At 58.1% G+C, this 9,677-nt stretch carries 4 protein-coding genes and 1 tRNA gene; 1 reads left to right on the top strand and 4 read right to left on the bottom strand.

From position 1 onward, the window contains the following. Positions 1-86 precede the first annotated feature (86 nt). Positions 87-163, top strand: a tRNA-Arg gene (locus C7I56_RS08280). A gap of 407 nt (positions 164-570) precedes the next feature. Here C7I56_RS08280 and C7I56_RS08275 read toward each other — a convergent pair. From C7I56_RS08275 to C7I56_RS08260, 4 genes are all read right to left on the bottom strand, one after another. Beyond that, a complete protein-coding gene (locus tag C7I56_RS08275; protein WP_106640096.1) occupies positions 571-1,545 on the bottom strand; it encodes an alpha/beta hydrolase in 975 nt (324 codons plus the stop codon). After that, positions 1,545-3,776 (bottom strand): TonB-dependent receptor, encoded by a 2,232-nt coding sequence (locus C7I56_RS08270; protein ID WP_106640095.1) that lies wholly within the window; start codon positions 3,774-3,776, stop codon positions 1,545-1,547. Before C7I56_RS08270 ends, C7I56_RS08275 begins: the two co-directional genes overlap by 1 nt. 123 nt (positions 3,777-3,899) lie before the next feature. Continuing rightward, complete coding sequence (locus C7I56_RS08265; protein WP_106640094.1) at positions 3,900-4,265, bottom strand: helix-turn-helix domain-containing protein; 366 nt, start codon at positions 4,263-4,265, stop codon at positions 3,900-3,902. A 165-nt stretch (positions 4,266-4,430) separates the two neighbouring features. Next, on the bottom strand, positions 4,431-9,674 hold the full coding sequence (locus tag C7I56_RS08260) for a beta strand repeat-containing protein (protein ID WP_158703055.1): 5,244 nt from the start codon (positions 9,672-9,674) through the stop codon (positions 4,431-4,433). Positions 9,675-9,677: the final 3 nt, after the last annotated feature.

Raw genomic sequence — 9,677 nt, 5'->3', positions numbered from 1 at the left:
GCGCCGTGTCCCTACACGGATATCAAATAGTTAAAGAAAGCCACTGGCCCCCGCGTGCAGCCTTTGCTAAGCGCCGGGACGGCCCGGCACCCGTAGCTCAGCTGGATAGAGCGCTGCCCTCCGAAGGCAGAGGCCAGAGGTTCGAATCCTCTCGGGTGCGCCATTTTCGTTCAGTTTTGGGCGCCGCTGCTTTCCACTTGGGAACGAACCCCATTTCGTCAGGCTGCACCGAGGGCCTACTAACGATAATCACATCATTAAGCCCGGTTGGCGCGCAGCGTATTCATCGCATTGCAGCCAAGGAATTCCATATGGCGATCCGTTCGGGGCGGAAAATCGATGCTGCTTCGAGGCGTGGGGCCTCCAGATCGTCGCCATTGCGCTGCGTAGCGCCGGGCAGATCCTTACGGATTTAACGATAGCCACCCAAGCGGTCAGACCTAAGTTCGGCCTTGCCGCGGCGCATGTCATATTCGATTGCTTGGAGCTCGCCTCTGCGGTCGTGACCGGTAGCGTGTATTGAAGCCGGTTCGGTTAAAATAAGTGAAGGGGGCCCCACACCCCCTTCACTTAAGTCGCCGTGACGGGTTCGACCCTGCGAACCCACGCGCCGATATTCGAGATTATGTGCTGACCGAGCGCCAATGCCCCCGCGAACAGCACGAAGCCGTGTATCGTGCCCTCCGCGCAAATATATTCGGTGGGGACGCCGGCCGCTTTGATCCGTTCGGCATAAAGGCGGCCCTCATCGACAAGCGGATCGAGCGATGCGGTAACGATCAGTGTAGGCGGAAGCCGGCGTAGCGTTTCATTGTCGGCAAGGAGGGGCGACCCACCGGCTTTTTCCTTCGCGTCGGACCCCGCGAAATATTCCTCTTCCGCCCGCAGGATGTCGAATTCACGCAGGAAGAAGCGTCCGTCGCCCAGAGCCTTGCGGGACGCAAATTCCTGGCGGCTGCTCGCGGTGCAAACCGGATAGACAAGGATCTGCCCGGCGAGCGGTACATCCGTCTGCTGCGCTACGAGAGCGGCCAAGAAGCCGCCCGCGCTGTCGCCGGTAATGATGATCCGGCGCGGGTCGCCGCCAAGCATCTCTGCATTCTCGGCGACCCAGGACAAAGCAGCCATGCAATCATCCAGCGCTGCGGGATGCTTATTCTCCGGCGCGAGGCGATAATCGACATCGACGACGATGCATTGGCCGGCGGCGCTATAAGCGCGCGCCACCCGCTCGTAGCCATCCGGCCCGCCAAGCACCCAGCCACCGCCATGGAGGTTGACGAGGATGGGGTAGGGCGCTCCCCTTTCCTGCGGCCAGTATATGCGCAGCGGGATCGGTCCACCGGGCCCGTCAATCGCGCGGTCTTCGATCTTGCCAACGGGTTCAGGTTCGGGCCCATAAAGCAAGGCCGCCTTGTCGAGCGCGGCGCGCCGCTCCGCCACGTTGGGGTTGAGCGGCGCGTCGGCGAAGTCGACGACCATCCGGTTCAGCAGGGCGGCGGTGTCAGGCTCCGCCACCCGCTGATCGAAGTCGGCCTCGACCATCAGAAGCGCGTACCAAGGGTGACGCGGAAGGTCCGCGGCGCGCCGTAATAAGCGAGCTGATAGCCAAGCGAGTCGGACAGGTCGAAGCCCTGTTCACGATAACGCTTGTCGGTGAGATTCTTGACACCGGCCTGGACGTAATAATGATCGTCCTTGTCGCTCCAGCGCACGAAGGCATCGACCAGCGCATATTTATCTTGCGCCAGCACTTCGCTGCTCGACACAACGGGATAGGTCTTCGAACGGTAGCTGACGTCCGCGCCCGCAGTCAGATCGCCATTGTTGCCGAGGTCGAACACATAGGTCGCGCCAAACCGGGCGCTCCACTTCGGCGCATTGACGAGTTCACGTTCATCGCTGATGTCCACGCCGCCGGGGCCGATATATTCGTCATAATGGGCGTCGAGGTAGCCGAGCGTCATGTTCAGGTTGAGCGCCGGAACGGGCCGCGCCTGAAGCTCTAGCTCAGCCCCGCGAATCGTCGCCGCGCCGGCGTTTGTGAACAAGGCCGTGAAGCCGCCATTCTCGTCCGCCGTGAAGCTCGAAAGCTGAAGGTCTTTATAATCGTTCCAGAAGAGAGCGAGGTTGGCGATCAGCTTGCGGTCGAGCAAGGTGCTCTTCACGCCCACTTCATAGGCCCACAAGGTTTCGGGATTGTAGGGAACCGCACCGTCTTCATTGTTCGCGCGGCCATCAAAACCACCCGATTTAAAGCCGCGGCTGACGCTTGCATAAGCAAGCACGTCGTCGCTTGCTTTGTAATCAATGCCGATCTTCGGCGTCAGCGCGTCCCAATTGTTATCGGTATCGATGCGCGTCACCTCCGCGCCCGTGCCATAGGGAACCGGATAGGGCGCGGTCGCCGCGAAGAATTCCTGCGTGCGGAAGAAATCCTTCTTCTCATAAGTGTAGCGCAGGCCGCCGGTTAGCGAGAGCTTGTCGGTCAGCTCATAGCTGCCCTGTCCGTAGACCGCGACGCTGCGATTATGCTGATCGTTCAATGAGGCGCTGATAAATTCGATCACCGGCCCAAAAATGCCGCTGATCGTCACGTCTTTCTCGTCGAAATAGTAAATGCCAGCGACCGCGTTGAACCGGTCGCCACTGTAATTCAGCTGGAATTCCTGGCTGTACTGGTGCTGCTGTTCGTCCACATAGGTGCCGAAGATGGCGAGCGGCGTGGCGTCGAGATCGAGCTCGGTCGCATAATCCATTTCGCGATAGGCGGAGATCGACTTCAGCGTCAGCGCGTCCGAAACATCCCATTCGCCGGTCAGGGAGACGCCGAACGTGTCGAGATCACTGAGGCCGTTGAAATTGGCATCTACTTCGAACGGGTCGTCGAGCGTTGCCGGGTAAAGGCCAAATACGCTCGTGGCCCGGGCCGGTGTGCGCGAATGATCAGGGCGGTCGCGCGACGCATCGACGTTAAGGCGGAAACGCACGTCGCTGCTCGGCCGGAATTCGAGCGCGAGGCGGCCGGCGAGCTGGTTTTTGTCGCCATCGTCGCTGCCGTCGAACGCATTGTCGCTATAGCCGTCGCGGCGGCTGTAGGAGATGGCGGCCTTGGCAAGCAGCACGTCATCGACGAGGGCGCCGCCCACGCTGCCCTTCAGTTCGAGCTCGTCGTAGCTACCGTAGGTTGCCTCGGCGCGGTAGTTGAGTTCATTGCTGAGCGGCGAGGATACGAACTTCACCGCGCCGCCGATAGTGTTGCGGCCGTAAAGCGTGCCCTGCGGCCCGCGCAGCACCTCGATCCGGTCGACATCATAAACGGACAGGAAAGCGCCCTGCGCGCGGCCCAGATAGACGTCGTCGATATAAATGCCGACGCCGGGATCGGCAAACGCAAGGCTGTCGACCTGACCGACGCCGCGCACGTAGACGACGGCGTTCGATGCATCACCTTCATGGATAGTGAGGTTCGGAACCGATCCTTCCAGGTCGCCTACGTCGCTCGCCTGCAAATTTTGCAGCGCGGTTTCGGAAAGCGCGGTAACAGCAATCGGCACGTCCTGCAGCCGCTCGTCGCGGCGCTGGGCGGTAACGACGATATCCTCGACTGCCGTACCGCTATCATCTTGGGCCACGTCCGCATTGGCGGTTGTCTCGACCGCAGCCTCTTGTGCTGCGGCGGGAGCGCCGATCAGAATGGACAGGGATAGGAATGAGGTTCCGAGCAGCAGCCTGGAACGGGAAATGGCGGCACCAAGGCCAATAGCTTCTTTCATGGACAACCCCTCCGCGGATCCGCTTCATGCGGCTCTCGTGACGTCAAAGAACACCATGAGCGCGTGCTTGCGAATAGCGAAGAGTTGCAGGAGAAATTGTCCGCAGAATCTGCCGGGATCTATTCAGCTCAACCCGGCTCGCACCGCGGCGAGCGTGCGTTCGAGATGGGCCCGCATCCGTTCTTCCAGCATCGGCGTGGGTTTGATGATCGTCGCACGGCCATCGTCCGCTGTGCGCTCCTTCACCAGAAAGCCGTCGTCCACCGCTCGCTTGATCCGTTCTTCGCGTGTGCGGTTGGAGCCGCTTTTCATCGCCTGACAGGCGGCGCTGATCGTCATCGGTCGGCCACGCCAGTTGGCGATCATGCAGCCGACGAGCAGGTACCAGAATTCCTGCGTGAAATAATCCGGCCGGTTTTCGAACGTGGCGTCCCAGTCGCGGGCGTAATCCTCCAGCGCTTGGGCCCACATGATGATGTCATCATTCATGGCGCCTTGTTAGCGCGTTCCGGGGGAGGAAATCCATCCCGGGAAGGCCGGGAGAAAGTTTGAGCCGTTGCCGCGCCCTGTTCGACGCGGCAACGGCCCATCTTGTTCGATAAATTGGCATTAAAGCGGCTGCCGGCGGATACGTCCGGCAGCCACTCCAGTCTCTTACTGACACTGCCCGCTAAGCTGGGTCGTGCCCTGGCAATCGAAGGCCGCGGCCCACGTGAGGGCACGTGGCTCGTTGCGGAGAACCGCCGCGCGGCCGCCCAGTTCAAAGTTCCGATACAGATCCGGAACCTGCGCCCAGGACGGAATCGACCCGATTTCCAGCGTGTAGGTGCCGCCTTCAAAGGTCATGTCGTAGTTGGGAGACAGGCTGAGCGTGCCGATGCCGATGGCATATTCGCCCGGAGTATAGCCCGGCTCCCGCGCAAGGGCGCCGGTGAAGGCATCGCCCGGCGCAAGGCTGCCGTTCGTGATCGTGTAGGTGAGGCCAGCGGGTGAGAAGATCGTGCCCGTCGCATCATTGGCGCGAATGGCGATCGTGCGCTTGGCGATATCCGCTGTCGCGCCCGGTGCCACCACGGTTTCATAATTGCCCGCATCGTCCCCAGCGAAGGTGAAGCCGCTGGCCGTCGCCGCCTTGTCCTGACCGGCATTCTTGTCGGTGAAGGCGAAGGTGCCGCCGGTGACTTCAAGGTCATCGCCTGCGATCACCCCTTCCATATCGGCAATCCGACCGGTGGCGGAAGTCGTGCCGTCATAGGTCTTGTCATCGACAATGATGCTGACCGTGACGGCCTTCTTCATGATCTCGGCCAAAATCGTTGCCGGGATCGTCACCTCGTAATTGGCGAGATCGTCACCCGAAAGCTGGATACCACTGACGTTCACGGTCTTGCCCTTGCCGGCATTCTTATCGGCGAAGGCATAGCTTCCACCAGTGGCCTCGACATCGTCGCCCGCAATAAGTCCGTCGATGCCGTTGATGCGGCCGGTGGCGGTGGTGGTCTGATCATAAGTCTTGTTGTCGACCGAGACGTTGACCGTCACCGCCTTCTTCAAGATGTCAGCCAGCACCGAGGCGGGGATCGTCACCTCGTAATTGCCAGCATCGGCGCCGCCGATCACGATGTTGCTGATCGTAACCAGCTTGCCCGTCCCCGCATTCTTGTCGCCGAAGCTATAGATGCCGCCGGTCGCGGTGAGATCGTCGCCCGCAATCTTGCCGTCGATGCTCGCGTGACCAGTGGCGTTCTTGGTACCGTCATAGGTTTTGTCGTCGACCGCGACCTGCACCGATACCGCCTTCTTGAAGATGGTGGCGGAGAGCTGATCGGGCACGCTGATCGTGACCGTATAATTGCCCGCATCTGCGCCAGCGAGGCCAAGATTTTCGACCGTCACTTTCTGCGTCCCGGCGTTCTTGCTGGCGAAGGTCAGCTTGCCGCCAACTTCGACGACATCGCCCTGCACTAGGCCGTTGAGGCTGGAGAAGCTGCCAGTCGCCTGCGTCGTGCCGTCATAGGTCTTGTCTTTGATGGCGACGGTCGCGGTCAGCGCCTTTTTGGCGACCGTCACGCGGCCCGCATTGTTGAACGCGAACTTGTAGCCAGCGTTCGATACCAACGAACCCTGCCCGATCTCGATGACGTAAGGACCGCCAGCAACGGAAGCCCGCGCCGTCGCGCCGAGCGAAGTGAGCAGCGGACTGCCCGAAATCACGTCCGCGAGCGTATCGCCCAAGAACGCGCCTGCAACGCCTTCATGGAGGCCCGACACTGTATAGCGCCCGGCAAGTAAAGCGGCGATATCATCTCCATAGGTCTTCGCGTAATCGATCGAAGTGAAGGTCAGCGTCGGCCGATATTTGAAAACATAATGACTACCGCTGCCGACGGCGTCACTATTTTCCCAGCCCCAGATTGCGGTGTTACCACTGTCGAGACCCCCATAAACATTCCCTTCAGGCGTATTAGAATAAATGCGCCAATAGCCGTCTACAACAACTGCATCTGCGCCGGCATTATTGATGAAATTTTGGAAAGCACCGAGATGGACGTAACGCCCAAAGACAGAACTCCCAGCGGCTAGCGTCAGATTTCCATCCGTTGATAACAAAATGTGCTGACCGAGCGCCGAAATATCACCGGAGACGAGCAAACCATCCCCGATATTTTTGATATAGGAGTTACCGGAAGCGGCGAAGTCGCCAATCTCCTTGATCTTGTTGCTACCCTCCAAATTCACGGATCCCAGATTACGACCGGTCAGCTTATCGAGAGTAACCGACGTATCCGTCTGCTGCACCACCTTCGCGCCTTCGAGGTCCAGCGTGGCCGCCTTGATATTTCCGCCCAGCGCCAGCAAGCCGCCTGTGCTCGTGGACAGCGAAATATCGTGTGCATCAAGTGCGCCTAAGTCGGCTCCATATCGGCCAAAGATTTTGATGTTGCCGTTGGTCTGATTGGCCGTGATGGACGTACCATCCGCCATCTCCACTCCGCCGTGCGAGCTGATATCAACGTTTCCGCCAGCCTTGATATTGCCGCTGATCTCCACGTTACCCCCACCGGCGAGGCTGACATTCAAATTCCGGCCGGCCTCGGCACCGCCCATTCTGATGTTGCCACTTCCACTTGCGGACGGTCCGGCCAAGGTGATGTCCGTCGCCGCAAACAAATTCCCCATCGTCAGGGAGTCATTTGCGGTGATGGAGATACTTCCGTTCGAAGATCGCACATCGCCAGCATAGAAGTTGGAGCCTGTGGCGGTAACGTTGCTGCCCGCCGCGATATTGCCTTGGACACTAACATAGCCGTCTAGCGAAACACTTCCGCTGGCCGAAACATTACCGTGAATTTCCAGCCCATTATTGGCACCCGCCAAATTAACGGATCCGGCTGATACCTTGATGTTGCCAGTCTCAATGGACCTAGCGTTGATGTTCAAGTCCATCCCAAGGTCAGCATTACCTATAACGACAGAGGCAAGAGATGATTGCCGGAAGAAAAGCTGGTATGCACGCACGTTGCCGAGTTTGATGGATTGCTGAGGCGTACCCCCTTCGATGGCGAGCCCGCCATATCCGTCGCCGTCATCTCCACCCACGATCTGGGTGGTTCCGTCCGCGAAGAAAATATCGGCTGCCGAGTCCATGGTGAGCCTCCCGCCCAGGCCACGATTCCTGTTCGCCTGAAGTGTCAGCCCCTCGCCGCCGACGATGCTGCCAACGGTCGACTTAAGCGTGATGGCATTGCCAGCCCGCTGCACTTCAGCGTCGGCATCGCCGCCAAGCGAAATGGCGAGCGCGGTTATGTCATAATTATTGCCCACATCGACATTGCCATCGACACGCGCAGAGCCACTTGCGCCTATACCGAAATCGCCGCCAGTCTTGACGTCGCCGGTCACGACCACATTGCCTGATCCGCCGGTGTTGATTGCCGCGCTGCCCTTGGCGTCGATGCCCTGAACATTCGCGTCGCCATTATAGGCACGGACTACGACGGTGCTGCCGGTCGAGGTGAGCTTCTGCGCGGTAACATTTTGACCATCAAGGAAGATGCTCGCCGCCGTCATGTCGCCCGCAAGAGCTACGTTTGAGGCCGCCACTTCCGCGTCCCCGCCCGCCGTAATCAGGCCCCCCGTAAAGGTGCCAGATCCGGCAGCCGTAAAATCGCGGACAGCTGCAACATTGCCAACCGTTATATTTCCCGAACCCCCTGTGGTGACACTAATCGAGTTACCTGACAAATCCCCCAACGTGGCATTTCCATCTCGTGCGAATACATCAAGCGTGCCCGTAGCGGACAATTTCTTGCTTGTTACATTCTTGGCATCGATAGATATACTGGACGCGCTTAAGTCCGTATCAATCTGCACTAAATTATTAGCAGACAGTTCAAGATTATATGTGGCAGCTACGTCTGGTCCGGACAAATTTATGTTGTTGGCCACAAGGGAGCCATAGCCTACATTTAATCCACGGATCGTCATGTCGCCCACAGCGGTCATATCGAATAACCAGCTTTTCAAGCTATCAATATCGATGTTTGACCCAGATTTTATTAGGACCTTATTGCTTCCACCATCGATGGTAGAGATGGAAACACTTCCAGGAACGTCAATCTGAATACCGAATCTTGCAGTTAGAGATCCGCCAGAAATATTCTGTGCAGTTTGCGGTGAAAGAGTTGATATAATAACGTCATCTCTAGACGCTATAGCGCCGAAAGAAAGAGACTCATCATAGCGGATAGATGTCCCAAAGGCACTATTGTCATATAGACTCCCGATATTGATCGTATCGCCATATATCGTCACCGCATAAGTTGACGAAAGATCAGAGATCTCAAGATCACTTCCATATATGGTTGCAACGCCGGCATTTATTTTACCAAGGAGATACTGATTCCCCGTGGATTGGCTATAAAAATTGCCTGTTATTTCTGACCCACTTCCGACCGCGATGCTAACGCTATTTCGGCTGTCGGTATCGCTTGGACCGTCGATGCGAGCCGATGATCCTTTGCCGCCTTGCAAATGTACACCCCCGCTCCAGTCTGCCACTGCACCGGTTGCCTTAATGACGCTGTCTTCATTGATGTTAAGAAGAGCGTTATTCACGCCCGCTTTCGAGAAAAACCCAGCTATTACGCTTTTTCCCGTAATATTGCTGCCCAAGGTCATCGCGTTAGCGACACTTGTTCCACGGTCGATCCGGAAAGCGAGAGGGCTATTGGCTGTTCGCGTCACCGTAATGTCTTCGCCTGCCACGATGCCCACATCGCCTTGCGCGGTCAGATCTCCTGCAGATGATATCTGATTGGCGAGAAGGACGAGGTCGCCAATATCCCCACCACCTCCCGTATTGAGAACCGCGCCGGGCGCCACAACAATGCCCCGGGTGCTTCCGACCGGGCTGGTGAAGCGCAACGCGCTGTTACCATTCAAAAAGTCGTTATCGTTGGTCAGGTTAAGTGTACTCGCTACCAACGCGCCAACATTAACCCTAGCGGACGATCCGAACACGATACCGTTCGGATTAATGATATAGACGGAAACGTTCTTTCCCGACGTAACCTCACCGAAGATATTGGTGATATTGCTGCCTTGTACTCGATTCAAAATCGAGATGTTCGGGGCATTGACACCATTAGCATGACTATAATTTGCCCGGTAGCCGTTCGAAACGTTGAAGTCGTTCCAATTGATAATCGCGTTACCGCTCGCAACAACGTCAAGCACATTGCCGTTAACCTGTGGGTTCGGGTTGCCGACGGTCGAATTTATCGTGCCAAATCCTGTCATCACCTGCGCAGCAGCAGGCGCAGCCGCGAAGGCGGCGACGCAAAGGGCGGTGGATAAAGCAAGACGACGGCGGAGGGCGGTGCGGTTGGCGGTCATGGG

The organism is Allosphingosinicella vermicomposti, from assembly GCF_003012815.1.
Taxonomy (GTDB): domain Bacteria; phylum Pseudomonadota; class Alphaproteobacteria; order Sphingomonadales; family Sphingomonadaceae; genus Allosphingosinicella; species Allosphingosinicella vermicomposti.
The sequence above is the reverse complement of the archived record's forward strand: the minus strand, read 5'-3'. Positions and strand labels throughout refer to the sequence as shown.

Excerpts from the sequence above, each read along its gene's own strand:
- C7I56_RS08275 (WP_106640096.1), bottom strand. The coding sequence starts at position 1,545 with ATGGTCGAGGCCGACTTCGATCAGCGGGTGGCGGAGCCTGACACCGCC.
- C7I56_RS08270 (WP_106640095.1), bottom strand. The coding sequence starts at position 3,776 with ATGAAAGAAGCTATTGGCCTTGGTGCCGCCATTTCCCGTTCCAGGCTG.
- C7I56_RS08265 (WP_106640094.1), bottom strand. The coding sequence starts at position 4,265 with ATGAATGATGACATCATCATGTGGGCCCAAGCGCTGGAGGATTACGCC.
- C7I56_RS08260 (WP_158703055.1), bottom strand. The coding sequence starts at position 9,674 with ATGACCGCCAACCGCACCGCCCTCCGCCGTCGTCTTGCTTTATCCACC.